This is a genomic window from Pseudomonas sp. TE9122, assembly GCF_056278925.1.
Genome location: NZ_JBWBQI010000001.1, coordinates 4,514,961 through 4,541,344 on the forward strand (window position 1 = coordinate 4,514,961; position 26,384 = coordinate 4,541,344).

General features: G+C 60.1%; 22 protein-coding genes and 1 pseudogene. 12 read left to right on the forward strand and 11 right to left on the reverse strand.

The annotated features are described in order from the left end of the window. Nucleotides 1-28: 28 nt before the first annotated feature. The 3 genes from cgtA to rplU form a co-directional block, all read right to left on the reverse strand. Nucleotides 29-1,252, reverse strand: a complete 1,224-nt coding sequence (gene cgtA / locus ACZ9BE_RS20345) for an Obg family GTPase CgtA (RefSeq protein ID WP_016773122.1) — start codon at nucleotides 1,250-1,252, stop codon at nucleotides 29-31. A 193-nt stretch (nucleotides 1,253-1,445) separates the two neighbouring features. Beyond that, on the reverse strand, nucleotides 1,446-1,703 hold the full coding sequence (gene rpmA / locus ACZ9BE_RS20350; RefSeq protein ID WP_016773121.1) for a 50S ribosomal protein L27: 258 nt from the start codon (nucleotides 1,701-1,703) through the stop codon (nucleotides 1,446-1,448). A 35-nt stretch (nucleotides 1,704-1,738) separates the two neighbouring features. Then, complete coding sequence (rplU, locus tag ACZ9BE_RS20355) at nucleotides 1,739-2,050, reverse strand: 50S ribosomal protein L21 (protein ID WP_007924746.1); 312 nt, start codon at nucleotides 2,048-2,050, stop codon at nucleotides 1,739-1,741. 241 nt (nucleotides 2,051-2,291) lie between these two features. Between rplU and ACZ9BE_RS20360 the strand changes: the two genes are divergently transcribed. Beyond that, complete coding sequence (locus tag ACZ9BE_RS20360; RefSeq protein WP_016773120.1) at nucleotides 2,292-3,260, forward strand: polyprenyl synthetase family protein; 969 nt, start codon at nucleotides 2,292-2,294, stop codon at nucleotides 3,258-3,260. 181 nt (nucleotides 3,261-3,441) lie between these two features. Continuing rightward, nucleotides 3,442-3,783 (forward strand): zinc ribbon domain-containing protein YjdM, encoded by a 342-nt coding sequence (locus ACZ9BE_RS20365; RefSeq protein WP_476249853.1) that lies wholly within the window; start codon nucleotides 3,442-3,444, stop codon nucleotides 3,781-3,783. 8 nt (nucleotides 3,784-3,791) lie between these two features. On the opposite strand, the gene ACZ9BE_RS20370 is transcribed toward ACZ9BE_RS20365, so the two are convergent. Then, entirely contained in the window at nucleotides 3,792-3,989 is a 198-nt protein-coding gene (locus tag ACZ9BE_RS20370) for a hypothetical protein (RefSeq protein WP_476249854.1), read from the reverse strand. Here ACZ9BE_RS20370 and ACZ9BE_RS20375 point away from each other — a divergent pair. Continuing rightward, the gene (locus ACZ9BE_RS20375; RefSeq protein WP_016773118.1) at nucleotides 3,988-4,245 is read left to right on the forward strand and encodes a PA4570 family protein; all 258 of its coding nucleotides are present in this window, start codon (nucleotides 3,988-3,990) and stop codon (nucleotides 4,243-4,245) included. The two genes, ACZ9BE_RS20370 and ACZ9BE_RS20375, sit on opposite strands and share 2 nt — an antisense overlap. Before the next feature lie 139 nt (nucleotides 4,246-4,384). Here the strand turns inward: ACZ9BE_RS20375 and ACZ9BE_RS20380 are convergent, their stop codons facing one another. From ACZ9BE_RS20380 to ACZ9BE_RS20390, 3 genes are all read right to left on the reverse strand, one after another. After that, a complete protein-coding gene (locus ACZ9BE_RS20380; RefSeq protein WP_039761705.1) occupies nucleotides 4,385-5,002 on the reverse strand; it encodes an FKBP-type peptidyl-prolyl cis-trans isomerase in 618 nt (205 codons plus the stop codon). A 120-nt stretch (nucleotides 5,003-5,122) separates the two neighbouring features. Continuing rightward, nucleotides 5,123-5,428, reverse strand: coding sequence for a DUF6482 family protein (locus ACZ9BE_RS20385; RefSeq protein WP_150638478.1), 306 nt, complete (start codon nucleotides 5,426-5,428; stop codon nucleotides 5,123-5,125). Between the two features lie 130 nt (nucleotides 5,429-5,558). Continuing rightward, nucleotides 5,559-6,047, reverse strand: coding sequence for a TIGR00645 family protein (locus tag ACZ9BE_RS20390; RefSeq protein WP_016773116.1), 489 nt, complete (start codon nucleotides 6,045-6,047; stop codon nucleotides 5,559-5,561). A gap of 160 nt (nucleotides 6,048-6,207) precedes the next feature. Between ACZ9BE_RS20390 and ACZ9BE_RS20395 the strand changes: the two are divergent. Then, nucleotides 6,208-8,038, forward strand: a pseudogene (locus ACZ9BE_RS20395) (hypothetical protein). Here ACZ9BE_RS20395 and ACZ9BE_RS20400 read toward each other — a convergent pair. Together ACZ9BE_RS20400 and ACZ9BE_RS20405 are read right to left on the reverse strand one after the other, a co-directional pair. Next, complete coding sequence (locus ACZ9BE_RS20400) at nucleotides 8,035-8,355, reverse strand: PA4575 family protein (protein ID WP_016773114.1); 321 nt, start codon at nucleotides 8,353-8,355, stop codon at nucleotides 8,035-8,037. The pseudogene ACZ9BE_RS20395 and the gene ACZ9BE_RS20400 overlap by 4 nt on opposite strands. 324 nt (nucleotides 8,356-8,679) lie before the next feature. Beyond that, the gene (locus ACZ9BE_RS20405) at nucleotides 8,680-11,118 is read right to left on the reverse strand and encodes a Lon protease family protein (RefSeq protein WP_056790505.1); all 2,439 of its coding nucleotides are present in this window, start codon (nucleotides 11,116-11,118) and stop codon (nucleotides 8,680-8,682) included. A 302-nt stretch (nucleotides 11,119-11,420) separates the two neighbouring features. On the opposite strand from ACZ9BE_RS20405, the gene ACZ9BE_RS20410 reads away from it, so the two are divergent. The 4 genes from ACZ9BE_RS20410 (at nucleotide 11,421) to ACZ9BE_RS20425 (ending at nucleotide 15,001) form a co-directional block, all read left to right on the forward strand. After that, entirely contained in the window at nucleotides 11,421-11,909 is a 489-nt protein-coding gene (locus tag ACZ9BE_RS20410) for a DUF3015 domain-containing protein (RefSeq protein WP_016773112.1), read from the forward strand. Between the two features lie 97 nt (nucleotides 11,910-12,006). Next, nucleotides 12,007-13,860 carry an Lnb N-terminal periplasmic domain-containing protein gene (locus ACZ9BE_RS20415; RefSeq protein WP_476249855.1) on the forward strand — a complete coding sequence of 618 codons (1,854 nt, stop codon included), beginning with the start codon at nucleotides 12,007-12,009 and terminating at the stop codon, nucleotides 13,858-13,860. Nucleotides 13,861-14,079: 219 nt separating this feature from the next. Beyond that, entirely contained in the window at nucleotides 14,080-14,436 is a 357-nt protein-coding gene (locus ACZ9BE_RS20420) for a hypothetical protein (RefSeq protein WP_095181853.1), read from the forward strand. A 70-nt stretch (nucleotides 14,437-14,506) separates the two neighbouring features. Beyond that, the gene (locus ACZ9BE_RS20425; RefSeq protein WP_476249856.1) at nucleotides 14,507-15,001 is read left to right on the forward strand and encodes a GreA/GreB family elongation factor; all 495 of its coding nucleotides are present in this window, start codon (nucleotides 14,507-14,509) and stop codon (nucleotides 14,999-15,001) included. Here ACZ9BE_RS20425 and gdhA read toward each other — a convergent pair. Both gdhA and ettA read right to left on the reverse strand, forming a co-directional pair. Continuing rightward, the gene (gdhA, locus tag ACZ9BE_RS20430) at nucleotides 14,998-16,335 is read right to left on the reverse strand and encodes an NADP-specific glutamate dehydrogenase (protein WP_476249857.1); all 1,338 of its coding nucleotides are present in this window, start codon (nucleotides 16,333-16,335) and stop codon (nucleotides 14,998-15,000) included. The genes ACZ9BE_RS20425 and gdhA overlap by 4 nt on opposite strands. Before the next feature lie 349 nt (nucleotides 16,336-16,684). Then, nucleotides 16,685-18,349, reverse strand: coding sequence for an energy-dependent translational throttle protein EttA (ettA, locus tag ACZ9BE_RS20435; RefSeq protein ID WP_016773108.1), 1,665 nt, complete (start codon nucleotides 18,347-18,349; stop codon nucleotides 16,685-16,687). Between the two features lie 287 nt (nucleotides 18,350-18,636). Here ettA and morA point away from each other — a divergent pair, with 287 nt between their 5' ends. From morA to ACZ9BE_RS20455, 4 genes are all read left to right on the forward strand, one after another. Beyond that, the gene (gene morA, locus ACZ9BE_RS20440) at nucleotides 18,637-22,485 is read left to right on the forward strand and encodes a cyclic di-GMP receptor MorA (RefSeq protein WP_353188926.1); all 3,849 of its coding nucleotides are present in this window, start codon (nucleotides 18,637-18,639) and stop codon (nucleotides 22,483-22,485) included. A 231-nt stretch (nucleotides 22,486-22,716) separates the two neighbouring features. Beyond that, complete coding sequence (glyA, locus tag ACZ9BE_RS20445) at nucleotides 22,717-23,970, forward strand: serine hydroxymethyltransferase (RefSeq protein WP_041477786.1); 1,254 nt, start codon at nucleotides 22,717-22,719, stop codon at nucleotides 23,968-23,970. A gap of 335 nt (nucleotides 23,971-24,305) precedes the next feature. Next, on the forward strand, nucleotides 24,306-25,619 hold the full coding sequence (locus ACZ9BE_RS20450; RefSeq protein WP_041477785.1) for a C4-dicarboxylate transporter DctA: 1,314 nt from the start codon (nucleotides 24,306-24,308) through the stop codon (nucleotides 25,617-25,619). Between the two features lie 49 nt (nucleotides 25,620-25,668). Continuing rightward, a complete protein-coding gene (locus tag ACZ9BE_RS20455) occupies nucleotides 25,669-26,373 on the forward strand; it encodes a FadR/GntR family transcriptional regulator (RefSeq protein ID WP_476249858.1) in 705 nt (234 codons plus the stop codon). The last annotated feature ends 11 nt before the right edge of the window (nucleotides 26,374-26,384 follow it).

Below are 26,384 nucleotides of genomic sequence, written 5' to 3' on the forward strand. Positions count from 1 at the left end.
GAGCGGCGTTCAAGTTTATCGCAACGGATCAGTCACGCACGTAAATGATTTCCGGACCGTCTTCGTCATCCACATCTTCTTCGTCCCAGTCATCGTCGCCGATGTCATGGACCGACTTCACGCCACTGCGACGCAGGGCACGCTTGTCATCCAGCGCCTGCAACTGCGCACGGGCTTCATCTTCGATGCGCTGATCGAGATCGGCCAGCTCTTCCTTGTACGCAGGGTCTGCGGCGAGGCGATCGGCACGGTCTTCCATGTAGCGCATGATGTCATGGCACAGACGCTCGGTACCGATCTTGGCGATGGCCGAGATCACGTACACCGGACCGGTCCACTCCAGACGATCGACGATTTCCTTGACCCGGGCATCGTGCTCTTCTTCAAGGATCTGGTCGCACTTGTTCAACACCAGCCAGCGATCACGCTCGGCCAGCGACGGGCTGAATTTGATCAGCTCGTTGACGATCACTTCAGCTGCGTCCGGAGCACTGGAATCATCCAGCGGCGCCATGTCGACGAGGTGCAGCAGCAAACGCGTACGCGCCAGGTGCTTGAGGAAGCGAATGCCCAGGCCGGCACCGTCGGAAGCGCCTTCGATCAGACCCGGAATGTCGGCAATGACGAAGCTTTTCCAGCGATCGACGCTGACCACACCCAGGTTCGGCACCAGTGTGGTGAACGGGTAGTCGGCGACTTTCGGCTTGGCGGCCGAGACCGAACGGATAAAGGTACTTTTACCGGCGTTCGGCAAGCCCAGCAGACCGACGTCGGCCAGCACTTTCATTTCCAGTTTCAGGTCGCGCTGCTCGCCCGGCTTGCCTGGCGTGGTCTGACGCGGTGCACGGTTAGTACTGGATTTGAAACGGGTGTTGCCCAGACCGTGCCAGCCGCCCTGCACTACCATCAGTTTCTGACCGGCCTTGGTCAGGTCGCCGATGACTTCCTGGGTGGCAGAGTCGATCACGGTGGTGCCGACCGGCACGCGCAGGATCAGGTCTTCGCCCTTCTTGCCGGTGCAGTCGGTGCTGCCGCCGTTGGAGCCACGCTCGGCATCGAAGTGACGGGTGTAACGGTAGTCGACCAGGGTGTTGAGGTTTTCGTCGGCCATCATGTAGATGGAACCGCCGTCACCGCCATCACCGCCGTTCGGGCCGCCGTTTTCAATGAATTTTTCTCGGCGGAAACTCATGGCACCGTTGCCACCGTCACCGGCCTTTACGCGAATCGATACTTCATCAACAAACTTCATAACCAACGCCTCTCGCCGTACGGACGAGCCGAAAAACAATCAAGACATAAGACTCTTGCAAAAATGAGCGCAGCGACCCCAAGACACGACCTGCATCGCACGCCGACAGCCCATACAAACAGCTTTGCAAGAGACTCACCCCACAAACGAAAAAGCCCCGTCGCAAGACAGGGCTTCTCCAGCGATCTCGCGATTAAGCCGCGATTACGCTCACGTAACGACGACCGAAGGCGCCCTTTACTTCGAACTTGATCACGCCTTCGATTTTAGCGAAGAGAGTGTGATCCTTGCCCATGCCAACGCCGTAGCCAGCGTGGAATTGGGTGCCGCGCTGACGCACGATGATGTTGCCGGCCTTGATGACCTGGCCGCCATACATCTTCACGCCAAGGCGTTTGGCTTCTGAGTCGCGACCGTTACGGGTACTACCACCAGCTTTTTTGTGTGCCATGAGTTCAATTCTCCTAGTGAGGAATTAGGCTGTAATTAAGCCTGAATACCGGTGATTTTGATCTCGGTGAACCACTGGCGGTGGCCCATACGCTTCATGTGGTGCTTACGGCGACGGAACTTGATGATGCGGACTTTATCGTGACGACCTTGGGAGATCACTTCAGCCTTGACGGTTGCGCCAGCAACAACTGGTGCGCCGATGTTCACGTCGTCGCCGTTGGCGACCAGCAGAACGCGATCAAAAGTCACGGATTCGCCAGTAGCGATTTCCAGTTTTTCGATCTTCAGGTATTCACCTTCAGCGACCTTGTATTGCTTACCGCCGGTAACGATTACTGCGTACATGGTATTTCTCCGATAATCCTGCTCACCCAGCTCTTTATAAGAAGAGGTATTGGCTGGCATGGCTGCATGGGGCTGGAACGGCCCAAGTGCAATTGCGTAAGGCAGGTGCTGCCCAGGAAGTTCAGGGTGCGCGATTGTACGCAAGCAATCCGCCTCGCGCAAGTGGCCGGTTATCGCGCCTTGACAGGTCTGGACGGGGGTCCTAGCATGCCGCGCAACCCTTCTGGAGCGACTCTCGCTGATGCAACCCCAAGCTTTCTACCGCGCGGTGGCGGACGATTTTAGCGCCGTCGACGGCATCATCAAGAAGCAGCTGACGTCTCGAGTGCCGCTGGTATCGAAAATCGGCGATTACATCACGTCGGCCGGCGGCAAACGCCTGCGTCCTTTATTAGTGTTGCTGTGTGGCAAGGCTCTGGGTCGCGAAGGCGACGACATGCGCCTGCTGGCCGCCACCATCGAATTCCTGCACACCGCGACCCTGCTGCATGACGACGTCGTCGACATGTCCGGCATGCGCCGTGGCCGCTCGACCGCCAACGCCATGTGGGGCAATGCCCCGAGCGTGCTGGTCGGCGACTTCCTGTATTCGCGCTCGTTCGAAATGATGGTCGAACTGGGCTCGATGCCGGTGATGAAGATTTTGTCTCAAGCCACACGCATCATCGCTGAAGGTGAAGTGTTGCAGCTGTCCAAGGTGCGTGACGCCAGCACCAGCGAAGAAACCTACATGGAAGTCATCCGCGGCAAGACCGCGATGCTCTTCGAAGCCTCGACCCACAGCGCCGCCGCCCTGGCTGGTGCGACCGCCGAGCAGAGTGAAGCCCTGCGCACGTTCGGCGATCACCTGGGTGTGGCGTTCCAGCTGGTTGATGACTTGCTCGACTATAAAGGCGACGCGGAAACCCTGGGCAAGAACGTCGGCGACGATCTGGCCGAAGGCAAACCGACCCTGCCGCTGATCTACACCATGCGCGAAGGCACGGCCGAACAGGCGGCACTGGTGCGTCAGGCGATCCAGAAAGGCGGGATCGAAGACCTGGAAAGCATCCGCATCGCCGTCGAAGCGTCCGGCTCGCTGGAGTACACCGCGCAACTGGCCCGCGATTACGTGGCCCGCGCGATCAAGTGCCTCGAGGCGCTGCCGGCCAGCGAATACCGCGATGCACTGGTGGAACTGAGCGAGTTCGCGGTCGCCCGCACGCACTGATTCATCCTCTGTGGGAGCGAGCCTGCTCGCGAAAGCAATCTGCCAATCGACTCAATGTTGACTGACACAGCGCTTTCGCGAGCAGGCTCGCTCCCACAGTTGTTTCTGCGCTATGCCCTCCTCCGCGTAAAACCCTATACAATGTGCGCCCTTTAGCCCTCCTGATACCCAAGGATCCTTAGTGAGCACGTTGCCACCCTGCCCGAAATGCAATTCCGAATACACCTACGAAGACGGCACCCAACTGGTCTGCCCCGAGTGCGCCCACGAGTGGTCTGCCAGCGGCGAAGCCGAAGTGGCGGTCGATGATGCCGTGAAGAAAGATTCGGTCGGCAACGTCCTGCAGGACGGCGACACCATCACCGTGATCAAGGACCTCAAGGTCAAGGGCACGTCGTTGGTGGTCAAGGTCGGCACCAAGGTCAAGAACATCCGCCTGTGCGATGGCGATCACGACATCGACTGCAAGATCGACGGCATCGGCCCGATGAAGCTCAAATCCGAGTTCGTCAGAAAAGTCTGAGCCGCGCGTCATCCATCCTGCGCCAGCCGTGGGATGGAGCTTTGCCCTCCCCGCTCCAGCTCAATGAATTCGCGCATGGCCATCAGCCAGCCATTTTGACCTGACACAACCTTTACCCGGAAAAATCCACGATCCGCCAATAGGCACTTGCTATTTAATGAATAAGAATTATTCTCATTGAAACCTTTCAAGGAGATGAGACCCATGACTTATTTGATCGACGCCTGGCTGGATCGCCCACACCCGTACCTCAGAATCCTCCATCGGGAAACCGGCGAAGTCTGTGCGGTGCTTGAAGAAGAAGCCTTGCATGAGCTGCAGGATCAAGGTGATCTGGACGTCAGCAGCCTCAATTCCAGCGAGCCGCTGGTACTCAAGGAGCTGGTGCGCAATCTGTTCCTGTTCTGCTATGCCCGGGCGTTGCGCCCGACCAATGAGCTGCACAACAAGATCGAAATATGAGCAGCATTAAAAAAACCTGTGGGAGCGAGCTTGCTCGCGAAAGCGATAAATCAGTCAACGAATGAGTCGACTGAAAAATCGCCTTCGCGAGCGAGCTCGCTCCCACATTTTTTAGCCCGCCATCTAGGCAGGCTCGGTATTACAGAACGTCCAGCAGCTCGACGTCGAATACTAGAACGCTGTGCGGCGGGATGCTGCCCACGCCTTGTGCGCCGTAAGCCAGTTCGCTCGGCACGTACAGGCGCCATTTGCTGCCGGCATTCATCAGTTGCAGGGCTTCGGTCCAACCAGCGATCACGCCGCCAACCGGGAATTCTGCAGGCTGGCCGCGCTCGTAGGAGCTGTCGAACACAGTGCCGTCGATCAGGGTGCCGTGGTAATGCGTACGTACCTGGTCTTCACGGGTCGGCTTGGCGCCTTCGCCCTGAGTCAGCACTTCGAATTGCAGGCCGGAAGCCAGGGTGGTGATGCCGTCACGCTTGGCGTTTTCGGCGAGGAAGGCCAGGCCTTCGCCAGCCGCGGCTTCAGCCTTGGCCGCTGCTTCGGCTTGCATGATCTCGCGGATCACCTTGAAGCTGGCGGACATTTCTTCCTGGCCAACACGGCTTGGCTTGCCGGCGAAAGCGTCGGTCAGACCGGCCAGGATCGCGTCCAGGCTGACACCCGGTGGCGGGTTGTCGCGCAGCTGGTCGCCGAGTTGACGGCCGATACCGTAGCTGACGCGGGTTTCGTCGGTGGACAGATTTACTTCGGACATGACACTGCTCCGCTGTGCGGACGGCCACAGGACTTGCCGTGCGTGCACAGCGCGTCCCGGCGCGCCCGGAACCAAAAGGGCGAGCAGACTAGCACAGATACCCCGGACTTGGGGCCGGGGCTACAGGGCCGAGCGCCAGGCGAGCGGCACTTTCAGGCTTTCATCGAGGTCACCGACCAGGCCACACATTTCGTCGTGGACCGAGGTGTGCACAAGATTGAAGGGCAGTACCGGAAAGGCATGCAGCAGATCCCGCGCGTGCTCCACTGAGCGCAGCGTCAGCATATTGCCCTTGAGATCGCTCAACGGATACGCCGCCCCATGCATCCTCGCTTCCAACAGGTAAATGCCACCCTCCATCGAGATCAGGTTCAACTCATCGACCTTCCTGGCAACAGCAAACGCGTTCAACTCTTGCAGGTTCATGGAAGCACCTCACACATGGCGAATCACACCGTTACAGGGATAGGCCGGTGCGCTTGAAAGCACAAGCCACAAACTAAACCGCCCGTCTGTTTCGCAACAGACGGGCGGCTCTTTTGCCTTGATCGGCTGATCAGTGCTTGGTGACCTTGTCCAGGTAACCCATGGCAAACGCGGACACCACAAAAGTCATGTGAATGATCACGTACCACATCAGATGCTCAGGATCGACGTTCTTGGCATCCATGAAGATGCGCAGCAGGTGGATCGAAGAAATCGCCACGATCGACGCCGCAACTTTCATCTTCAGCGACGACGAGTCCATGGTGCCCAGCCAGCTGAGCTTCTCTTTGCCTTCGTCGATGTCCAGTTGCGAGACGAAGTTCTCGTAACCGGAAATCATCACCATCACCAGCAGACCGCCCACCAGCGCCATGTCGATCAGCGACAGCAGCACCAGAATCAGATCCGATTCAGCCATGGCGAAGACGTTGGGCAGGATATGGATGATTTCCTGGAAGAACTTCAATGCCAGCGCCAGCAGACCGAGGGACAGGCCGATGTAGATCGGCGCCAGCAGCCAGCGGGTGGCGTACATTGCATTTTCGATAAAGCGTTCCATTGACTCTCACACAAGGGGCTGGAAATGGCGGCGAGTATAACAGCCCGCTGTGACAGCCAGAAACCGCCGGAAAATCCGCCACCTGCGTGTGTGTGACAAAGTTTTTCTGCTAGTGTCCAAAGCATTGACAGCCCAATGACAGTGGACAGGACGCGTGGAAATGGATGTGCGATCAGCCTTGACGACTGCCGGAATCTGCCTCGCCTTGCTCATCGGCGGTTGCTCGCCCGGCGATGAAAAACCAAGTCGCCAACCTTGACGAAAAGACCGCCACCTTCGAACAGTCCCTGGACACGATCAGCGATCCGAAGCTCAAGGACGCCATCACCGAACTCGGCGGTTCGCTGCTGTTGCTCGAACGCGCCCGACTCAAGCTCGACGACATCACCCCGCATACCGAATACGGCGCAGACGCCCTCGCCGTGCTCAAGCACTACCTTACCCCGCAGGCGCTGGTCGATACCTTCATCAATGGCCTGTTCGTGCTGCACAAGGACGCCAGCTCGGATTACCTGACCGATCTGCAACCGGTATTCCCGTTCAACCTGAACATTCCCGGCGGTTTTCTGTTCCCGCACGGCATCGAATGGCATTCGGTCACGTTGAGCAACAAACGGGTGATCGCCTGGCAGCCGGAGTGGTCGGAGACCGACCCCGGCATTCAGCTCAGCCCGTCCAGCTCCAACGTGACCAACCCCGATGACCTGACGGTGACCTACCCGTTCATCGATGGCCTCAACGTCGACAAAAAAAGCCTGCCGCAACCGGTCAGCCTGCAAGGCCAGGTCGAGGTCATTGCGCCCCGTCGCTTGTACAGTTTCGACCTGACGCAGAAAGACGTCGGCCAGACCCGCAGCAACGACAATCTCAGCGTCAAACTGCTCAAGCTGGAAAAAAACTACGCCGAGGTCGAAGTCAGCAACAGCCTGCCGCTCGCGGCAGAAGTCGCCGAAACCCGGATCAATCCGCTGATCGTCCAGGCCCGCGACGCCAGTGGCCAATACCTGGTGCGCGCCGGTTCGATCAACGAAAGCCCGGAGCAGGTCGAGTTTTACCAGAAGCAACTGACGCAGTTACAGAAGCAGAAGAGCTGGAGCGACACCCTGGAAAAACAGCTCAGCGACGAACAGCAAGCCTTCGAGAAAGAACACCCGCGCCGCTACAACAAGGTGTATTTCCACGGCCCGATCGACACACTGGAAGTCAGCGTGCTCGACTTCTCCTCGGCAACGGTGACGCGCAAATCCCTGGATCTGCCGGTGCGCACCTTCAATCCGCACACCACGGCCAAAGCCGTGCAGCCGCTGGATCTGCCAGTTGTGGTGTATGACGATCTGGCCGCCAACTGGCTCAAAGGCGCGGACCTGACCGAGGAACAATTGAAGGCCGGCGTGCGCATTCATCAATCGGTGGAAGAGCCGAGCGCGGCGCGTATCGAGTTTTCCCACCGCCGCACCTTCAATGACGAATTGCTTGGCGACCAACTCAATCCCGGCGTCAGCCCGGTGACTTTCTTCACGGAAAAGCGCGGCGGCAAACTCGACGAGCCGATCGAACTGCCGCCCGAGGCATATCAGATCGATCCGCTGCAAGCGACGATTACATATGATCTGAACCTGTTTCCGGAAACCCCGGCGATTGCCGTGGGCTCGATGCCGTTGTTCCTGGCCACGGTGGCCAAGCAATCCTACGACGCGCAGTCATTGCCCAAAGGCCTGGCGATTAAGGACAACACGCTGGTGGTCGACCTGAAAACCTTCCCGGCCAACGAGTGGCGTTTCTTCGTCAAGGACGACAGTGGCCACTACCTCAAGCAGATTCTTTCGGTCAGCCACGACGCCAGCACCGAAGGCCCGGCGCTGCTTGGCGTGCACTACTTTTATGGTCGCCCGACTCGCGTGGAGACCTATCAGCGCACCGACCTCGCCACCGTGCAATACGGTTTTGAGGTCAAGCTCGACAAGGCGCAGGTCGACCAGTCAGCACCTTAACCGTTGAGGCTGCGCCCACGGCCGCCGTTGATCTGCCGCAACTGGGCTTGCAGATGCAGGCTCCAGATCTGCGGATCATCGGCCAGTTCGTAACCATGCAAGGTCAGGCTTTCAACGATGGTGTCGAGAATCGACTCGGCCGCGACCGGGCCGTGAAAAGGGCCTTGGGCTTTGATCGCGGAAGGTTGTTCGCCGGCCATGCCGGCCGCGAAGAGCAGCGTCCACATGCCGTTGTCGCCGGCCAGCGGCTTGACGGCGCATTCGATCCGGGTCACCAGACCCAGGCATTGACGGGTGAGACAGAGGTTGCGCGACATGGCGGCGACCCTCGGTAAAGCCGGTATTCAGCCCCCATGGGAGGACTGGCTCGATCCAGTGATACTGTCGATATCCTTGACCTGAGAATAGAAGAAAAGTGTCCCGCGCAAGCCAAATGGAACCAGAAGGCGCCGAATGGTCATTGTGTGAATATTGGCGCCAGACTCGTGACACATTCCCCGAAGATCCCCGCAGAGATCAATCTGGAAAAGCACTGTGGGAGCGAGCCTGCTCGCGAAGACGATGGATCAGCCAACTCATTCGTCAACTGAAACACCGCTTTCGCGAGCAGGCTCGCTCCCACAGGGTTTATTGCAAGCCTGTCAGGCGGGTTTGGCTTCGGCGAGAGCCTCCTGCGCCAGCTCCTTCTCGGCCTCTTTCAAGTCCTCTTCGCTGATCATCTCGGCGATATCGCGCAGGCGCTCGACCACTCGGGCATTGATGCTGCCTTCGGGGAATTCGCCATCGGCGTTCGGCTCTCCGGCCGGCTCGCCCACCAGCAGGCTCAGCGCCTCATCGGCCTGACGCACCGCATACACGTGGAACTGGCCGGCGCGCACGGCGGCGAGGACTTTCTCATCGAGCATCAGCGTGGCGACGTTGGCCTGGGGAATGATCGCGCCCTGCTCGCCGGTCAGACCGCGTGCTTCGCAGAGGCGGAAGAAGCCTTCGATCTTCTCGTTGACCCCGCCGACCGCCTGCACTTCGCCAAACTGGTTGATCGAACCGGTGATGGCAAAACATTGCTTGAGCGGGGTTTTCGACAGTGCCGAAATCAGCGTGCACGCCTCGCCCAGCGATGCACTGTCGCCGTCGACGTAACCGTACGACTGCTCGAGCGCAATGCTTGCCGAAATCGCCAGCGGGAATTCCTGGGCGTAACGGCTGCCCAGATAACCGGTGAGGATCATCACGCCTTTGGAGTGAATCGGCTGGCCGAGGTTGACCTCACGTTCGATGTCGACGATACCGCTGCCGCCCGGATAGACCGTGGCGGAAATCCGCGCCGGCACGCCGAACGCCGAATCACCGACCTCCAGCACCGTCAGCCCGTTGCACTTGCCGACTGCTGCACCGTCAGTGTCGATGAGGATGATTCCGGCGAGCATGTCGTCGAGAATCCGCGCCGAGACCCGCCCGGTGCGGGTGGCCTTGGCTTTCAGGGCGCGTTCGATATGGCCGGCGTCGGTCATTTCATCGCCGGCCAGATGGCGAATGAAATCCGCCTCGCTGACCAGTTGGAACAGATCACCAATGCGCGCCGACAAGCGCCCCTGATGCTCGGCTAGCCGCGCGCTGTAGGTCGCCAGCCGCGCCACCGCATCGGCGGTCAGCGGCGCCATGCCTTCTTCCGAAGTGCGGGTTTTCAGGAGCTGGGCGAACTGCTCGAGGCTTTCGTCGACCATCGGGATGTCTTCGTCGAAGTCGACCAGAACGCGAAACATCTCCTGGAAGTCCGGATCGAGATCCTGCAGCGTGTAATACAGCTGCCGCGCACCAATGATGATGACTTTGACCTGCAGCGGGATGTGCTGCGGATTCAGGGTCATGGTGGCGAAGCGGCCCATCTCGCCCAGCGGCGATTCCATTTTCAGTTTGCGCGATTGCAGGGCGCGTTTGAGCGCATCCCACACGAACGGCTCGCTGAGCATTTTTTCCGCTTCAAGAATCAGGAAACCGCCGTTGGCGCGGTGCAGCGCACCCGGACGCAACTGCCGGTAAGTGGTGTAGAGCGCGCCTTGATCAGTGGTGTACTCGATGCGGCCGAACAGGTTTTCGTAGGTCGGATGTGGCTCGAATACCACCGGTGCACCGCCGCTGGCCGGATGCCCGACCACCAGGCTTGGTGCGTATTGTTCTTCCAGCAACTTGCGCGCGACGGCGTCGGTCTTGCTGTCGTCGACCAGTTGTTCGACCACGGTTTTCAGCAGGTAGACCTGCATCGCTTGCAGGTAACCGCAGACCCCGGCGTTCTCCGCGTACTTCTCCGACAGCGGCGCCAGCAACGGCTGCAAGGCCAGGGTGATGGTTTCTTCATTGAGGTGGCGCAGTTGATTGTTCGACTCGCGCTTCCACTGCGGCAGGCTGGCGAGTTCTTCGTTCAGGCGCTCTTCGAGGCCGGAAATGTCATCGTGAAAACGCTCGCGCTCGGCTTCCGGCAACTGCGCGAATTCGGCTTCGTCCAGGGCCTTGCCGTCGAGCATCGGCGTGAAGGCGATATTGCTGCTGTCGCGGTACAGGGCGACGTCTTTTTCCAGGGCCAGGCGCTCGATGATGTCCAGCGCCTTGTCGTAGCGCTGGTTGAAGGCGCGGTCGATGGCGCTTTTTTTCTGCTGGTAGGACGGGTGTTCGAAAACCGCCGGAAAAGTCGCCAGCAGGTTGTCGATCAGGCCGTTGATGTCAGCGATGAACGAGGCCGCCGTGCCCGATGGCAGCTCCAGTGCACGCGGTTCGCGCGGCTCATCGAAGTTGTTGACGTAGACCCAGTCCGCCGGGGTCTGCAGGCGCTTGCCTTCGGCTTTCAGGTAGCGTTTGACGAACGAAAAACGGCCAGTGCCGGGCTCGCCCATGACGAATACGTTGTAACCGGGGCGTGGCATCGCCACACCGAACTGCAAGGCTTCGACCGCGCGTTCCTGGCCGAGCACACCGCGAAAGGGCTCCAGATCATTGGTGCTAGTGAAGCTGAACTGTTCAGCGGAAAACGGACGAGTCAGCGCTTCGGGCGCAAGACGCAGGCTGGCAGCAACAGGATCAGGCATCGGGCTTCCTTAACAATCAGGCGGGGCAGGTAGCGGCATTCTGGCGCTGCCCGTGCCCCACTGGCAAGGCGCGCCACATGACAAAGCATAGACAAGCGCGCGGCCGGCCGACGCATCCCGATAAATCAGAGGTTTATTCCAAATATTTTGCAAAAAGTCACGGAACCGCTGGAACGTGCCTAAACTCCAAACTGCGCGGCTGGAACTAATACCGGCCCACTGACACTTTCGGTTCTGTCCTCGGGCAGAGCGCGAAGGGCCAGAACCCTGTCCATTGGTATGCACATAAAGAGAACAAAGCTATGAAACGGATTCTTCTCGGTACTCTCTTCACCGCTGTATCCATCAACGCAATGGCGCAAGCCCCGGGCGGCCCGGATTGCGGTTGGGGCAACATGCTGTTCGAAGGTCAGCGTGGCACCCCGGCGCACTTCCTTGCTTCCACCACCAACGGCACTTCCGGTAACGCCACGTTCGGTATGACTTCCGGCACCAACGGTTGCTCGACCAACGCATCGCTGACCTACGGCGGCAAATCCTGGTTCGCCATGAATGGCATGATGAACGAGCTGTCCGAAGACATGGCCAAAGGCAATGGCGAAGCGCTGACCACTTATGCCGTGGTCCTGGGCGTAGCACCGGAAGATCGCGCGCACTTCGCGCAAGTGACCCACGAGCACTTCCAGCAGATCTTCAGCAAGGCTGACGTGACCGCTGAAGACGTGCATACCAACACCCTGGCGGTACTGAAATCGGACCCACGTCTGGCCAAGTACGCAACTCAGGCTTAAGCTCGACCCCGCCCGCTTCCTTCGGGAAGCGGGTTTTGTTTTTTTGGCCCGCCCCTCTTTGGGTCTTTTATTTCTTTTCCTGTTCAAGTTGCCGACTATGCTCAAACGCCTTGCCTGGCTGGCGCTCTGTGTCTGCTCCCCGCTGTCCGCCGCGCCTCACATCGATCCTCAACGTTTGCAGCAACTGGCCAACGACCGCTTCTGGATTTCCCTCGGTCATTACGAAACCGCCAAACTCGGCGGCTGGCGCAGCTATGTCAGCGACAAGAAGTTCTTTCTCGCGCCCGACGGCAACGAGCATCCGGACCGCGAACTGGCCGCCACCGTGCAGGCGCTGTACGCCCCGGCCAGCCTCGGCGAGCAACACGCACAATGCGTCTACCCGGCGCGTACACGCTGGCTGAAAGCGCAGCTCAATCTCGCCGACCTGCCAGCGCCCGAATGCGCCGAATACAAGCAATGGTTCAAGGACGTCTCGCCGCACAGCGCGGTGATGATCTTCCCGGCGGCGTATCTCAACAGCCCTTCGTCGATGTTCGGCCACACCCTGCTGCGCATCGATCAGGCGGATGTGCAGGCCGACAAGACTTCGCTGCTCAGCTACGCGATCAACTTCGGTGCCTACATCGAAGGCTCGGACAACAGCATTCTGTATGCCTGGAAAGGCTTGATGGGCGGCTACCCGGGGCTGTTTGCGCTGGTGCCGTATCAGGAAAAACTCTCGGAATACCGCAGCCTGGAAAACCGCGACCTGTGGGAATACCGCCTCAACCTGACTCAGGAAGAAACCGCACGCATGGTCGAACATGTGTGGGAGCTCAAGCAGATCCAGTTCGACTACTTCTTCTTCGACGAAAACTGCTCGTATCGTTTGCTGGAACTGCTGCAAGTGGCGCGACCGAGCCTGCGCCTGACCGAACAATTCCCGCTGACCGCGATCCCGACCGACACTGTCAAAGCGGTGAAAGAGGCCGGGCTGGTCGAACACATCGAATATCGCCCGTCCCGCGAACGTGAACTGCTCAGCCGCGCCGAACCGTTGAGCGATGAAGAACAGCAATGGGTGCTGAAAGTCAGCGCCGATCAAAAAGTCCTGCAAGAGCCAAAGTTCAAAGCCCTGCCGCGCGCACGTCAGGCGTTGATCGTCGACGCCGCCTATCGTCTGGAGCGCTACCGCGCCAACGGTCAGGAGCGCGACCCGCAACGAGCGCAGCGCAGTTTTGAACTGCTGCGGGCGATCAACAAGAACCTGGCGCCGGAGTTGGAAATTCCGCAACCCGGTCTGCCCGAAGATGGCCACGAGTCCCGCACCTGGCAGGCCGGCCTAGGTACGCGAGGCGATCGCGCCTTTGGCGAATATGGCCTACGCATGGCTTATCACGACCTCAATGACAACGCCGAAAGCTTTCCTCTCGGCGCGCAGATCGAGATCCTGCAACTGAAGCTGCGCCAATACGAAAGCAATGACTGGCAGTTGCAGCAACTGGACCTGGCGACCATTCGTTCGCTGACACCGCGCAACGAGCTGCTGCAACCGCTGTCGTGGCAAGTCACCGGTGGCCTTGAGCGCGTGCCGGGCAAGCATGATGACGAGACGCTGGTCAGCCATGTCAACGGTGGCGGCGGCGGCACGTGGCAGTTGGGCGAAGACGTGCTCGGCTTCGCGCTGGGCACGGTACGCGTGGAACACAACAATGACTTCGCCGAGTTTGTTTCCCCGGCTGGTGGCTTCAATACCGGCGTGCTATGGAAAAACCCGCTGGGCAATCTGAGCCTGGAGGCCAAGGGCGACTACTTCTTCAACGGCGAAGTGCGCCGTAGCCTGAGCCTGAATCAGCAGTGGGAGCTGTCGCGCAACCTCGGTTTGCGCCTGAGCGCTCAGCGTGAATTCAGCCAGCTCGCCAGCCCGGAAACGGAAGTCATGCTTGAAGTGAAGTGGTATCACTACTGATCCCGAGCCTGTGTAAATCTCCCTGTGGGAGCGAGCCTGCTCGCGAAAGCGGTGGGTCAGTCAATAGCAGTGTTGCCTGACAAGACGCCTTCGCGAGCAGGCTCGCTCCCACAGGGGCCTTGTGGTGTGCAATGGATTTTTCACAGGCCTTCGACAGCCGCCTCATGAATCCCCTTCTAGACTTTCCTTATGAGCCGAGTATCGGCGCGGGAGAGTGCAATGTGGCGGTGCGTGGGGTTGTTGGGCGTTGTATTGGCGCTGGGCGGTTGCCAGACCACCCATGAAGACTTGATCGCCAAAGGCTATCCACCGGCCTTCGCCGACGGTTTCGATGACGGTTGCGTCAGCGGCCGGCAAGCGGCGGGCTCGATCAGCGGTGAATTTCGCAAGAATGTGCCGCGCTATCTCAAGGACCAGCAATACGCCGACGGCTGGGTCGACGGCTTCCGCCAATGTCAGGCGATGCTGGAAAACAGGGATCGCGAGCAATATCGCAACGAACATTGGGATGAACGCGAACGCGCCTGGCAGCAGCAGAAGGACCAGGACGTCGGGCGGGCTTATCGCTCGCAATAGGTCGTTTGCAGACATCCGTTGAAACCAAATGCCGGCAACCATGGCCCAAATCCTTTAACAGGAGGACTTCATGAGTCGCGCATTCGTCAACGAAGACAACGCCGCCGCGCAGGCCGATCAGCCGGTCGAACGTCAGGTCAGCACGCAGCCCAATTACGTCACACCGCAAGGTCTGGCGCAGTTGCAGGGGAAAGTCGCCGAGCTGCAAAGCCTGCACGCCGAGCAAACGGCCAAGGGCGAGCAGGCCGACAAGCAACGTCTGGCCGATCTGCAACGGGATCTGCGCTATTTCACTCAACGCCTGAGCAGCGCCCAAGTCGCAGTCGCTGCGACCTCCACCGACAAGGTCCAAATCGGTAGCTGGGTGACCTTCGCCGACGAACACGACACTGAACACCGCGTGCAACTGGTCGGCGAGGATCAGGCCGACGCCAGTCAGGGCCTGATCAACTGGGCCTCACCGCTGGGCCGGGCCTTGCTCGGCGCCCGGATCAACGATGAGGTGCTGTGGCAGCGGCCTGCCGGCGATCAACTGATCGAAGTGATCAGCATCGAACCGGCTTAAACCACGCCTTGCGCCAACATCGCATCGGCGACTTTGACGAAGCCGGCGATGTTCGCGCCCTTGACGTAATTGACCTGACCGTTGTCTTCGCCGTAATGCACGCAGGCGTGGTGGATCGATTGCATGATCGCGTGCAGCTTGCTGTCCACCTCGCCCGCCGTCCACAGCAGGCGCATGGCGTTCTGCGACATTTCCAGACCGCTGACGGCAACACCGCCCGCATTCGACGCCTTGCCCGGTGCGAACAGAATACCGGCCTCGATAAAGATATCCACAGCCTCCAGCGTGGTCGGCATGTTCGCGCCTTCAGCCACACAGACGCAGCCATTGCGCAGCAGCGTGCGCGCGGCCTCGGCATCAAGTTCGTTCTGTGTCGCGCAGGGCAGCGCGATATCGCACGGCAGCGACCACGGATGTTGGCCGGCGCGGAATTCCAGACCATGGGCGTTCGCCAGTTCGCTGATGCGCCCGCGTTTGATGTTCTTCAGCTCCAGCAGCGCCAGCCACTGTGCTTCGCTCAAGCCTGCCTCGCAGTACAGCGTGCCTTCGGAGTCGGACAGGGAAATCACTTTGCCGCCCAGGTCCATCACTTTGCGCGCCGCGTACTGAGCAACGTTGCCGGAACCGGAAATCGCCACGCGCTTGCCTTCCACGCCCTGCCCGCGGCGCTTGAGCATCTCCTCGGCGAAGTACACGCAGCCGAAACCGGTGGCTTCCGGGCGAATCAGGCTGCCGCCGTAGGTCATGCCCTTGCCGGTGAGGACGCTGGTGAACTGGTTGCTCAGGCGCTTGTACTGGCCAAAGAGGAAACCGATCTCCCGCGCACCGACACCGATATCACCGGCCGGCACGTCAACGTCGGCGCCGATGTGGCGATACAACTCGCTCATGAACGCTTGGCAGAAACGCATGACCTCGGCGTCGCTCTTGCCCTTCGGATCGAAGTCGGAACCGCCCTTGCCGCCGCCCATGGGCAGGGAGGTCAGCGAGTTCTTGAAGGTCTGCTCGAAGGCGAGGAATTTCAGCACGCCGAGGTTCACCGATGGATGGAAGCGCAGGCCGCCCTTGTAAGGGCCGATGGCGCTGTTCATCTGGATACGGAAGCCGCGATTGACCTGGACCTTGCCCTGATCGTCGACCCACGACACGCGAAACACCACCGCGCGCTCGGGCTCGCAGATGCGCTCGAGAATGCCTGAAGTCAGGTAATGCGGATTGGCTTCAAGGAACGGCCACAGACTGCGCAGGACTTCTTCGACAGCCTGGTGGAATTCAGGTTGATCCGGGTCGCGTTTTTTCAGGCGCGCAAGGAAGGATTCGACGGATTCGATCATGGGCAAAGTCTCGGCAAATTTATTGTCGTTGGAGGAGATTGGGCCGGACTGTAACAAACGAATTGCGCACAGGAACAGAGCAAAATGTCGCAGTTATGAAATTAAATGGTGCACAGGATATAAATCCGAGGGGTATTTGATCCGTTTTTGCACCTGAGTGGGGAGCACAGATCCAAGACTTGCACCAACAGTTACACCGTATTCGCGAGCAGGCTCGCTCCCACATTTGGAATGCGTTACCCCTGTGGGAGCGAGCCTGCTCGCGAAAGCCGCAACTCGGTTTATCAGGAAAAACCCAGGGCAAAAAAAACGGAGCCCGAAGGCTCCGCTCTTGTGCAACCAACCCGAATCAGGCCAGTTTCTTGTGACGTACCCGGTGAGGCTGGGCCGCTGCTTCGCCGAGGCGTTTTTTGCGGTCGGCTTCGTACTCGGTGTAGTTGCCTTCGAAGAACACCGCTTGCGAGTCGTCTTCATACGCCAGGATGTGCGTGGCGACACGGTCAAGGAACCACCGATCGTGGGAGATCACAATGGCGGCGCCCGGGAAGTCCAGCAGGGCTTCTTCCAGCGAACGCAGGGTTTCCACGTCGAGGTCGTTGGACGGTTCGTCGAGCAGCAGGACGTTGCCGCCCTCCTTCAGGGTCAGCGCCAGGTGCAGACGACCGCGCTCACCGCCGGACAGATCCTTGACGAACTTCTGCTGATCGCCGCCCTTGAAGTTGAAGCGGCCGACGTAAGTGCGCGACGGGATCTCGTAGTTGCCGATGCGGATCTGGTCGGAACCGTCGGAAATCTGCTGGAACACGGTCTTGCTGCCGTCGAGGTCTTCGCGGCTCTGGTCGACGCAGGCCAATTGCACGGTTTCGCCGATTTCGATGCTGCCCGAATCCGGGGTTTCCTTGCCCATCAGCATGCGGAACAGCGTCGACTTACCGGCACCGTTACCACCGATCACGCCGACAATGGCGCCTTTCGGCATGGAGAACGACAGGTTGTCGATCAGCACGCGATCGCCGTAGCCCTTGGTGACGTTCTTGAACTCGATGACCTTGTCGCCCAGGCGTGGACCGGCCGGGATGTAGATCTCGTTGGTCTCGCTGCGCTTCTGGAATTCCTGCGATTGCATTTCTTCGAAGCGTTGCAGACGTGCCTTGGATTTCGACTGGCGGGCCTTGGCGCCTTTGCGCACCCACTCCAGTTCTTCTTTCATGGCTTTTTCGTGAGCCGACTGCTGCTTGGATTCCTGAGCCAGACGATCGGACTTGGCTTCGAGCCAGCCCGAATAGTTGCCCTCGTAAGGAATGCCCGCGCCGCGGTCGAGTTCCAGAATCCAGCCGGCGACGTTGTCGAGGAAGTAACGGTCGTGCGTGATCGCGACCACGGTGCCCGGGAAGTCGTGGAGGAAATGCTCCAGCCACGCCACCGAATCGGCATCCAGGTGGTTGGTCGGTTCGTCGAGCAGCAGCATGTCCGGCGCGGACAGCAGCAGACGGCACAGGGCGACACGGCGCTTTTCACCACCGGACAGGTGTTCGACTTTCGCGTCCCAGGCCGGCAGACGCAGTGCATCGGCAGCAACTTCCAGCTGGCGCTCGAGGTTGTGGCCGTCGCTGGCCTGCAGAATCGCTTCGAGCTTGGCCTGTTCAGCAGCAAGCTTGTCGAAGTCGGCATCCGGGTCGGCGTAGGCCGCGTAGACCTCGTCCAGACGCGCTTGCGCATCCTTGATCACGCTGACCGCTTCCTCGACCACTTCACGTACGGTCTTGGCTGGGTCGAGCTGCGGCTCTTGCGGCAGGTAACCGATGTTCAGGTCCGGCATCGGGCGGGCTTCGCCTTCGAACTCGGTGTCGACGCCGGCCATGATTTTCAGCAGCGTGGATTTACCCGAACCGTTGAGCCCGAGCACGCCGATCTTGGCGCCGGGGAAGAAGGACAGCGAAATGTTCTTGAGAATTTCCCGCTTCGGCGGAACAACTTTGCCCAGCCGATGCATGGTGAAGACGTATTGAGCCATGGAGAACCTTGGGTCAGTGACAGATGAATGATTGGAGCGCAGGCGATGCCTGGCCAGACCGGTGCGCGTCGTTCACTTGAGGATCATCAATGCGTGCGCGCGGAAAAAGTCTGATTCTAGGAGCTGGAACGCCCCCGCGTAACCGGCAAAGCTACCTTAATGACCGATGGCAGTCCAGCCGAGAGGGGGCTGGCACTTCGCCACGAGTCAAGGCATGCTAGCCGCCCTTCGGGCGTCCGGCTTATAGTGCACGTCGCGCCAGTCCAGCCAAATCGCAGGATCACAGCTTGACCAATGTCACTCCGCCAGCCTCTGTGAGCAGCACCCCACCGGCGCCCGGCTCGCCCCTGCGCGGGACATTAAAGGGTGCGCTGGCCACCCTCGTGCTGTTATTGCTCGCGTTGCTGTTCTGGCAACTGCTCGATCAATTGCGTGAAACCCAGAAGAATCAGCGCCAGTACACCATCGACTACACCGCCGACCTCGCCGCCCAGGTCAGCCTGAACATGGCGCTGAATGCGCAAATCGCCCTCAATCTGCTACCGATCGTCGAACAACCGCAAACCGCCGACGAACAGCAGATGCTCCTGCGCAAGTTGCAGCGTTCGCTGCCGGATCTGCGCAGCATGGCCCTGCTTTCTCCCTCCGGCCGCATCATCAGCGACAGCGCCACCGACAGTTCCGACGCCGATTACCTGACCGAACTGGTGCGTCGCAGTCGCGCTCAGGCGCATTATTTCAGCAATGCCGATGACGGCTCGGTGGTGCACCTGCTGTTGCATCAGGCCAGCGGCAGCAGTCGCGGTTACTGGGCCTTGCGCCTGACGCCAACCTTCTTCGACTCGCTGACCAAACAGGACGCCACCGCCCTGCGCCCGTTGTGGCTGGTGGAAAACCGCCTCAATCACCAGATCATCAGCCGCGAAGCAGGGCTGCCCTCGGTCAAGGCTGGCGGGCTGACGCCTGACGATGTCGCCAACACCGTACTGACCGTGCCGCTGAGCAGCAGCGACTGGCAACTGCGCGGGCTGTTCGACCGCCAGCGCGTACTGGAAGAATTGCTGCCGGCGTTCATCGGCAAATGCCTGCTCGGCCTGGCGTTCTCGATGTTGCCGGTGATTGCACTGCTAAACATGCGTCGGCGCCAGCGCCAGGTGCATGAAGGCCGGCGGCGTTACCAGGATATTTTCGAAGGCACCGGCGTGGCCTTGTGCGTGCTTGACCTGTCCGGCCTCAAGCAGATGTTCGACAAGGCGCAGATCCAGACCAGCGACCAGCTCAAGGCCTGGCTCGACCAACCGCAGCAGCGCCAGCAACTTCTCCAGGAAATGCGCGTCACCGAGGTCAACCAGGTCGCCCTGCAACTGCTCGATGTGCATTCCTGCGACGATGCCTGGCAACTGCTGATCGATGGCCAGCGCCATCCGCAGTGCGCGATCGGTCAGCAGATCCTCGACGCCGTCCTGCAGCAGCAGAAACAGCTGGAACTGGAAATCAAACTGCCCAACAGCAATGGTCGCGACCAGCACCTGTGGATGGTCCTGCGCCTGCCGAGCGAGCAGCACGACTATAAAGCGGTGATCCTCAGCATCAACGACATCACCAGCCGCAAGCTGATCGAGCTGTCGTTGCTGGAGCGCGAAGGCTTCTGGTCGGACGTGGTTCGCACCGTGCCGGATCATCTGTATGTGCAGGACGTGATCAGCCAGCGGATGATTTTCAGCAACCACCACCTCGGCCAGACCCTGGGGTACAACCGCACTGAACTGCATCAGATGGGCGAATACTTCTGGGAAATCCTTCTGCATCCGGAAGACGCCGACTATTACCATCGCTCGCGGCAGTTGCAGCGTCACGCCGGTTACAGCCAGTTGTTGCAATGCCAATTGCGCTTCCGCCATCGCGACGGCAAGTGGCGGCGCTTCGACATCCGTGAACAGGCGCTGGCGCGGGACAAGCATGATCAGGTCACGCGGATCATCGGCGTGGCCAAGGACATCACCGAACAGATCGAGGCCAGCGAATCGCTGCGTGACAGCGAGCAGCGTTACCGCATGCTCGCCGAAAGCATCAGCGACGTGATTTTCTCCACCGACAGCAAGCTCTCGCTGAACTACGTCAGCCCGTCGGTGCAGGCGGTGCTCGGTTACAACGCCGAATGGATCTTCCAGAACGGCTGGCAATCGATCATCGCCAATCCCGGGCAACTGAACGGCATTCATGTGCTGATGGACCGCGTCAGCAAGGCGCTGGACAAGCCCGAGCAACTGGCATTGCTGCGCAGTCAGGTGCAAACGCAGCTGTTCCTCTTCGATTGCCTGCGTGCCGATGGCCGCAAGATTCCGATCGAACTGCGCCTGGTGCTGGTGTGGGACGAGCACGGCGCGTTCGAAGGCGTGCTCGGCGTGGGCCGCGATATCAGCCAGCAGCGCCGTGCCGAAAAAGACCTGCGCATGGCCGCTACGGTATTCGAGCACTCGACTTCGGCAATCCTGATCACCGACCCGGCCGGCTACATCGTCCAGGCCAACGAAGCGTTCAGTCGGGTCAGCGGCTACAGCGTCGGCGAAGTGCTCGACCAGTTGCCGAACATGCTCACCGTCGACGAGCAGCAGGATGCGCACCTGCGCTACGTGCTCAAGCAGTTGCACGAGCACAGCACCTGGGAAGGCGAAGTGTGGATGAAGCGCCGTAACGGCGAGCATTACCCGGCGTGGGTCGGCATCACTGCCGTGCTCGACGACGAGGGCGATCTGGCCAGCTACGTGTGTTTCTTCAGCGACATCAGCGAGCGCAAGGCCAGCGAGCAGCGCATTCACCGCCTCGCCTATTACGACGCCCTCACCCACCTGCCCAACCGCACGCTGTTCCAGGATCGTCTGCACACCGCGCTGCAAGCGGCCGAACGGCAGAAGTCGTGGGTGGTGCTGATGTTCCTCGACCTCGACCGTTTCAAACCGATCAACGACTCCTTGGGCCACGCCGCCGGCGACCGCATGCTCAAGGACATGGCCACGCGCCTGCTGGCCTGCGTCGATGACGACGACACCGTGGCGCGCATGGGCGGCGACGAATTCACCTTGCTGCTGCAGCATCGCTCCAATCGCGAACTGGCGCTGAACCGGGCGATTCATGTCGCCGAGCAGATTCTCGCCAGCCTGGTGCGGCCGTTCGTGCTCGAGGGCCGCGAGTTCTTCGTCACCGCCAGTATCGGCATCGCCCTGAGTCCGCAGGACGGCAACGAACTCAGCCAGTTGATGAAGAACGCCGACACGGCGATGTACCACGCCAAGGAACGCGGCAAGAACAACTTCCAGTTCTATCAGGCCGACATGAACGCCAGTGCGCTGGAGCGTCTGGAACTGGAAAGCGATCTGCGCCATGCGCTGGAGCAGAACGAATTCGTCCTGTATTACCAGCCGCAGTTCAGTGGCGACGGCAAGCGCCTGACCGGCGCCGAAGCGCTGCTGCGCTGGCGCCATCCGCGTCGCGGGCTGGTGCCGCCGGGTGATTTCATTCCGGTGCTGGAAGAGCTCGGCCTGGTGGTGGACGTTGGCGACTGGGTCATCAGCGAGGCCTGTCGACAGCTGAAAACCTGGCACCAGCAACGGGTGCGGGTGCCGAAGGTCTCGGTGAACATTTCCGCACGGCAGTTCTCCGATGGCCAGTTGGGCACGCGAATCGCGACGATCCTGCGCGAAACCGGCCTGCCACCGGCGTGTCTGGAGCTGGAACTGACCGAAAGTATCCTGATGCGCGAAGTCAGCGAGGCGATGCAGATTCTTGCCGGGCTGAAGAACCTCGGCCTGAGCATCGCAGTCGATGACTTCGGCACCGGTTATTCATCGCTCAACTACCTCAAGCAATTCCCGATCGACGTGCTGAAGATCGACCGTACTTTCGTCGACGGCCTGCCGTCCGGCGAACAGGACGCGCAGATCGCCCGGGCGATCATCGCCATGGCCCACAGCCTGAACCTGGCGGTGATCGCCGAGGGCGTGGAAACCCACGAGCAACTGGACTTCCTGCGTGAGCATGGTTGCGATGAGGTGCAGGGCTATCTGTTCGGCCGGCCGATGCCGGCGGGACGGTTTGAAGCGCAGTTCTGTAACGATGCGCTGTTCATGTTCGACTGAACATCTGCGGCGCGCCCTTCGCGAGCAGGCTCGCTCCCACAGGGGAATGCATTGCAGCAGGGGAATGCATCTCAAATGTGGGAGCGAGCCTGCTCGCGAAGGGGCCGGCAAAAGCACCGCACATCTGTCATGAACGCCACTTGTCTGCGACATGACGTCGTTTCATATGTCATCCAAAAGCGGTTGGGTTAGAATGCCCCCCTTTTCTGCCCCCGATCCTTGAGGACCGCCATGTTCAGCCGTGATTTGACTATTGCCAAGTACGACGCCGACCTTTTTGCCGCCATGGAGCAAGAAGCTCAGCGTCAGGAAGAACACATTGAGCTGATCGCTTCGGAAAACTACACCAGCCCAGCGGTGATGGAAGCTCAAGGCTCGGTCCTGACCAACAAGTACGCCGAAGGCTATCCGGGCAAGCGTTACTACGGTGGTTGCGAATACGTTGACGTGGTTGAACAACTGGCCATCGACCGTGCCAAGGAACTGTTCGGTGCTGATTACGCCAACGTTCAGCCGCACGCCGGTTCCCAAGCCAACGCCGCTGTTTACCTGGCTCTGCTGCAAGGTGGCGACACCATTCTGGGCATGAGCCTGGCCCATGGCGGTCACCTGACCCACGGCGCCAGCGTTTCCTCCTCGGGCAAGCTGTACAACGCCGTTCAATACGGTATCGATGCCAACGGCCTGATCGACTACGACGAAGTCGAGCGTCTGGCGGTCGAGCACAAGCCGAAAATGATCGTTGCCGGTTTCTCTGCCTACTCGCAGATCCTCGACTTCCCGCGCTTCCGCGAGATCGCTGACAAGGTTGGCGCCTACCTGTTCGTCGACATGGCTCACGTCGCCGGTCTGGTTGCCGCTGGTGTGTACCCGAACCCGGTGCCGTTCGCCGACGTCGTGACCACCACCACGCACAAGACCCTGCGCGGTCCACGTGGCGGTCTGATCCTGGCCAAAGCGAACGCCGAGATCGAGAAGAAGCTCAACTCCGCAGTATTCCCGGGCGCCCAGGGTGGCCCGCTGGAGCACGTGATCGCGGCCAAGGCGATCTGCTTCAAGGAAGCGCTGCAGCCTGAGTTCAAGGCTTACCAGCAACAAGTGGTGAAGAACGCCAAGGCCATGGCCGAAGTGTTCATCGCGCGCGGTTTCGACGTGGTATCGGGCGGTACTGAAAACCACCTGTTCCTGCTGTCGCTGATCAAGCAGGACATCTCCGGCAAAGACGCTGACGCCGCTCTGGGCAAAGCGTTCATCACCGTGAACAAGAACTCCGTGCCGAACGATCCACGCTCGCCGTTCGTGACTTCCGGCCTGCGCTTCGGTACTCCGGCTGTGACCACTCGCGGTTTCAAAGAGGCTGAGTGCAAAGAGCTGGCCGGCTGGATCTGCGACATCCTGGCTGACCTGAACAACGAAGCGGTGATCGACGCCGTTCGCGAGAAAGTCAAAGCCATCTGCAAGAAACTGCCGGTGTACGGCGCTTAAATGCGACGTTAAACCCGCAGTATGGAAAACCGGCCAAGTGATTGGCCGGTTTTTTTTTCGCCTGCAATTCACCTGTAGGAGCTGCCGAAGGCTGCGATCTTTTGATCTGGATTTTATAAACAAGATCAAAAGATCGCAGCCTTCGGCAGCTCCTACGCGGCTTTGGCCGCTGGTCAGACCGGTCATGCCAATTTCATGCTTTCCCCTTGTAATCAGGAAAAAACCAAGCCTAGACTGCGCCTGCACTGGACATACCGGTAAGACCACAATAATTAAGTCCTGCATCCGATGCGCAACGCGTGCGGCAGCCAGGACACCGACCCAGGATTCCTCCCATGCTCAGATGGTGCTCGCGTTCAATCTTCCTTCAAGTGGTTCTCGGACTGATGCTCGGCATCGTCTGCGGGCTGACCCTTCCTGAATACTCCGCTCAGCTCAAACCGCTCGGCGATGGCTTCATCAAACTGATCAAGATGCTGATTGGCCTGATCGTGTTCTGCGTGGTGGTCAGCGGCATCAGCGGCGCGGGCGATCTGAAGAAGGTCGGGCGCATCGGCCTGAAGTCGGTGATCTACTTCGAAGTGCTGACCACCATCGCCTTGGTGATTGGTCTGGTGTTCGCCTTCAGCACCGGCATTGGCAGCGGCGCGAACATTCATCTGGAGCAGCTCTCCAGCGCCGACATGGGCGACCTCGCCGAGCGCAGCCAGCACATGCACACCACCACGCAATTTCTGATGGACCTGATCCCGACCTCGGTGATCGGTGCCTTCGCTGACAACAATATTCTGCAAGTGCTGCTGTTCTCGGTGCTGTTCGGCAGTGCACTGAATCTGGTTGGCGAAGCGGCTTCCGGGATTTCGCGACTGATCAACGAACTCAGCCACGTGATCTTCCGCATCATGGGCATGATCGTCCGGCTGGCGCCGATCGGCGTATTCGGCGCCATCGCCTTCACCACCAGCAAATACGGCCTCGATTCGTTGCAGCACCTGGGCAGTCTGGTCGGTCTGTTCTACCTGACCTGCGTCGCCTTCGTCGCGCTGATCCTCGGTCTGGTGATGCGCGTCTCCGGCCTGCGCATGTGGCCGCTGCTCAAGTACCTGCGGGAAGAACTGCTCATCGTGATGGGCACCGCCTCTTCCGACGCCGTACTGCCGCAGATCATGCGCAAGCTCGAACACCTCGGTATTGGCAGCTCGACGGTCGGTCTGGTGATCCCGACCGGGTACTCGTTCAACCTCGACGGCTTCTCGATTTACCTGACCCTGGCCATCGTATTCATCGCCAACGCCACCGGCACGCCATTGGCGATGACCGACTTGCTGACCATTCTGCTGGTGTCGCTGATCACCTCCAAAGGCGCCCACGGCATTCCCGGTTCGGCACTGGTGATCCTGGCGGCAACGCTGACGGCGATCCCGGCGATTCCCGTGGTCGGCCTGGTGCTGGTGTTGGCCGTGGACTGGTTCATGGGCATCGGCCGCGCGCTGACCAATCTGATCGGCAACTGCGTCGCCACCGTGGCCATCGCCCGCTGGGAAAAGGACATCGATGTACAGCGAGCGAACAAGGTGCTCAATGGCGAACAGGGCTATAACTTTCAACCGCGAAAAACCGTCGCTCCGGCGGCGGCGAAAGAATTCTGAATGAGTGCCGTGCCTGCCAATGCGCAGGCACGGCGCAGGGAGCCAATACGTGATTACAACTTCAACCGTCGTCAATTCAGTGGTGGAAAAACTCCGCGCCGCGTTGGCCCGAGGCCAGTGGCGCTCCGGCGACATGCTGCCGGGCCAGCGTGAACTGGCCGAACAGCTGGGCATCAGCCGGCCGAGCCTGCGCGAAGCGGTGATCGTGCTGGAAACACTCGGCCTGGTGCGCTCGATGCCGGGCAAAGGCGTGGTCGTCCTCGATGCGCAACTCAGCGACAGCCAGAGCCACGACAGCGCAGTCGCCGGGGCGAGCCTGGAAGATGTGCTGCAGCTGCGCTACACCCTGGAACCGTTCATTGTCGGGCTGGTTGCGCAATCGATCAGCGGCAAGGAAGTCGGCCAGTTGCGCCTGACCCTGATGGACATGCGCGAAGCCCTCGAGGCCGGTGACAGTGAAGCCGGGGTCAGCGCCTACATCGCTTTCCACGAAGAACTGTTCACGCTGACTTCGAACCCGATTTTCCAGAGCGTGGTGCAGCAGACCAGCAATGCCCTCAAGCAAAGCGCCGAAGTGTTGCGCAATTCCCCGGAACATCTGGCCGAACGTCTGGAAGAAAACGAAGCGGTGGTCCGCGCGATCCGCAGCAAGAACAGCGCTCAGGCCAGCGCCGAAATGCGTCGGCACATTCTGCGCGAAGGCCAGCGCATGGGCGTTGAGCTGAACATCCCGGACGACAACCTGCCCACCTGATTTGCCAGGAG

Bases quoted from the DNA above. Each gene is read 5' to 3' on its own strand.
- ACZ9BE_RS20385 (WP_150638478.1), bottom strand. From the start codon at position 5,428: ATGAACCTGCAAGAGTTGAACGCGTTTGCTGTTGCCAGGAAGGTCGAT.
- rplU (WP_007924746.1), bottom strand. From the start codon at position 2,050: ATGTACGCAGTAATCGTTACCGGCGGTAAGCAATACAAGGTCGCTGAA.
- glyA (WP_041477786.1), top strand. From the start codon at position 22,717: ATGTTCAGCCGTGATTTGACTATTGCCAAGTACGACGCCGACCTTTTT.
- ACZ9BE_RS20405 (WP_056790505.1), bottom strand. From the start codon at position 11,118: ATGCCTGATCCTGTTGCTGCCAGCCTGCGTCTTGCGCCCGAAGCGCTG.
- ACZ9BE_RS20415 (WP_476249855.1), top strand. From the start codon at position 12,007: ATGCTCAAACGCCTTGCCTGGCTGGCGCTCTGTGTCTGCTCCCCGCTG.
- ACZ9BE_RS20360 (WP_016773120.1), top strand. From the start codon at position 2,292: ATGCAACCCCAAGCTTTCTACCGCGCGGTGGCGGACGATTTTAGCGCC.
- gdhA (WP_476249857.1), bottom strand. From the start codon at position 16,335: ATGATCGAATCCGTCGAATCCTTCCTTGCGCGCCTGAAAAAACGCGAC.
- ACZ9BE_RS20410 (WP_016773112.1), top strand. From the start codon at position 11,421: ATGAAACGGATTCTTCTCGGTACTCTCTTCACCGCTGTATCCATCAAC.
- ACZ9BE_RS20450 (WP_041477785.1), top strand. From the start codon at position 24,306: ATGCTCAGATGGTGCTCGCGTTCAATCTTCCTTCAAGTGGTTCTCGGA.
- ACZ9BE_RS20390 (WP_016773116.1), bottom strand. From the start codon at position 6,047: ATGGAACGCTTTATCGAAAATGCAATGTACGCCACCCGCTGGCTGCTG.
- rpmA (WP_016773121.1), bottom strand. From the start codon at position 1,703: ATGGCACACAAAAAAGCTGGTGGTAGTACCCGTAACGGTCGCGACTCA.
- ACZ9BE_RS20375 (WP_016773118.1), top strand. From the start codon at position 3,988: ATGACTTATTTGATCGACGCCTGGCTGGATCGCCCACACCCGTACCTC.
- ACZ9BE_RS20380 (WP_039761705.1), bottom strand. From the start codon at position 5,002: ATGTCCGAAGTAAATCTGTCCACCGACGAAACCCGCGTCAGCTACGGT.
- ACZ9BE_RS20425 (WP_476249856.1), top strand. From the start codon at position 14,507: ATGAGTCGCGCATTCGTCAACGAAGACAACGCCGCCGCGCAGGCCGAT.
- ACZ9BE_RS20370 (WP_476249854.1), bottom strand. From the start codon at position 3,989: ATGGGTCTCATCTCCTTGAAAGGTTTCAATGAGAATAATTCTTATTCA.
- ACZ9BE_RS20420 (WP_095181853.1), top strand. From the start codon at position 14,080: ATGTGGCGGTGCGTGGGGTTGTTGGGCGTTGTATTGGCGCTGGGCGGT.
- ACZ9BE_RS20400 (WP_016773114.1), bottom strand. From the start codon at position 8,355: ATGTCGCGCAACCTCTGTCTCACCCGTCAATGCCTGGGTCTGGTGACC.
- cgtA (WP_016773122.1), bottom strand. From the start codon at position 1,252: ATGAAGTTTGTTGATGAAGTATCGATTCGCGTAAAGGCCGGTGACGGT.
- ettA (WP_016773108.1), bottom strand. From the start codon at position 18,349: ATGGCTCAATACGTCTTCACCATGCATCGGCTGGGCAAAGTTGTTCCG.